Source organism: Candidatus Limnocylindria bacterium (assembly GCA_036523395.1).
In the GTDB taxonomy this organism is placed as follows: Bacteria; Chloroflexota; Limnocylindria; order P2-11E; family P2-11E; genus CF-39.
Genome location: DATDEH010000023.1, coordinates 1 through 2062, shown reverse-complemented (window position 1 = coordinate 2062; position 2062 = coordinate 1). Strand labels below are relative to the sequence as shown.

Genomic DNA, 2062 nt, shown 5'->3' with positions numbered 1-2062 from the left:
CACGATCAGCGCGACGATGAACTGGCGGAAGCGCTGCGGATCGAGGCGCCCGCGCAGCGCGATGCCCACTGCGAGCGCGAGCAGCGTTGGGACGAGACCGAGCAATCCAAGCGCGACGACCTCGGGCGTGAAGAGGCCCTGCGCCGAGTAGCCGATCACCTGGACGATCGCGTTGACCTCGAAGATCGCGGCGAGCGTGAAGACGAAGTCCGCGGCACTCAGGCGCCGGCTGTGGAAGTAAGAACCGACGAGCGGGCTGGCGATCGAGGTCGTTCCCTGCAGCACGCCACCGACGAAACAGATCAGCGGTCCGAGGACGCGCGCTCTCAGAGCGGCCGGGTCATCACCGAGGAGACGCTCGCCGCGCGCGAGGAACACCACGACGACGAGCGTGATGAGGATCGCGAACGTCCGCTGATCGAGGCTCGCAAGGAGCAGCGTTCCGATCGCTGTCCCGATGATCGACGCGATGAAGAGCGGCACGATCCCGCGAAGCAGCTCCCGTTTGCGGAAGCCCTGGATGAGGAGCAGCGAGTTGGACACGAGGATCGGGATGGTCACGATCGCTACGGCGAGCCGTGGACCGAACACGCCGGCGAGGATCGGAGTCGCGATGAGAGGCAGCCCCATTCCCGCGAGTCCCTTGGCCAGGCCGGCGACGGCCAGGCCAACGAACAGGATCAGGAGCTCTGAGAGACCCAATCGGCTTCTTCCACCAGCGCTTTCCAGTCCACCGGATGAAGCCGATCCGACTCGATGTATCGCCGACCGGTCTTCGCGAGCTCTTTCCCGCCCAGGCGAACGATGTCCGCGGTGTGGTCGAAGCCGCTCCCGTGAACGAGGGCCGAACCCACGCCGTACACGTCGACCGGAACGCCGAGCGCCTCGAAGCGCCTTATCTTCTCCGCGTCGAAGCCGCCGGAGGCGACGATCCGCACATGGCGGTAGCCGGCGTCGTCGAGGGCGGCCCGCAGCAGCTGGATGAGGCGCGGTGTGACGCCGCGGACGTCGCTGGTGCCCGCGAGACCCTCCTTCTCCTGCAGTTCGCGCACGATCGAGAGGTCCACGAGCGACTCGCTCGTGTCGACGCGGACACCCCACAGCCGCTGTCCGAGCGCGTGCGCGACGCCGAGCGATGTATTCACGACGTCGTTGCGGAAGTCGACGAGCGCGGTGACGTTCACGTGCCCCTCGGGCGTTCCCTGCGCGGTGAGGTGGCCGACCGCCTCCGGCGCGCGGTTCACGTACTCGTCGAACTTGAGCGTCGCGACCGTCGTGTCGCCGCCGTAGGCCGCGATGAGCGCGTGCGGCACGGTGCCGAGGCCCTTCGATCCCCACCACTCGCCCTGCTCGTCCGTCGACACCGCGACCGCACCGCCGATGTACGCCGCGTAGCCGGAGCCCGCTTGCGCTTCGTGACCCTCGTGGCGCGCGCCGAACATGATGACCGGCTTTCCGTTCGCCGCCGTGACCACCTCGCGCGTATTCGTCGCGACCCGCGAGCCCTCGGCCAGGGCGCCGAGATACAGCGTCTCGAGATGCGCGAACGACGCGTACTCGCCCTCGATATGCATCACCGGCTCTGTCGGGCGCGCGATCTCGCCGTCGTATAGCGACCGTACCTTCAGGTCCTTCCAGCCCGGCTCCCACAGCGTCGCGAGCTCGTGCGAGATCTCGAAGACCTCGCGCGCGATCGGCTCGTAGTCCTTCCAGGTCTGGCGCGGGAGCGCGAGCCAGCGCGCGTAGAGGCGGCTCTCCGCTTCGAGGTAGCGCGCAAAGAGACGCTCGGCGCGCACGCGCTCGCGGTACCGGCCCGTGCCGACGTGCAGCAGCGCGAGGACCTGGTCGGTGCCGACGATCACGGCGTCCGGGTGCTTCTGGAAGATCTGCATCGTGACGCGGTCGTGCCGCTTGTCGCGCTCGAGGATGAGCTTCGTGCGCGCGAAGTAGATGTCGCTCTTGTAGCCGGCCCGGATCTTCTCGATCGGGAGCCGGAAGACTGCGGGCCGCAGTCGATCGCGGACGATCACCGCTAGAACATGCTCTTGAGCATGCCGCCGTC

2 protein-coding genes are annotated in these 2062 nt (G+C 67.9%); both read right to left on the bottom strand.

What is annotated here, in order from left to right; genetic code table 11:
* The coding region (locus VI056_03230) for a sulfite exporter TauE/SafE family protein (protein ID HEY6202033.1) at positions 1-702 on the bottom strand (702 nt) is incomplete at its 3' end.
* Positions 681-2062, bottom strand: a 1382-nt coding sequence (locus tag VI056_03225) for a hypothetical protein (protein HEY6202032.1), incomplete at its 5' end; no start/stop codon positions are given. The genes VI056_03225 and VI056_03230, both read right to left, overlap by 22 nt.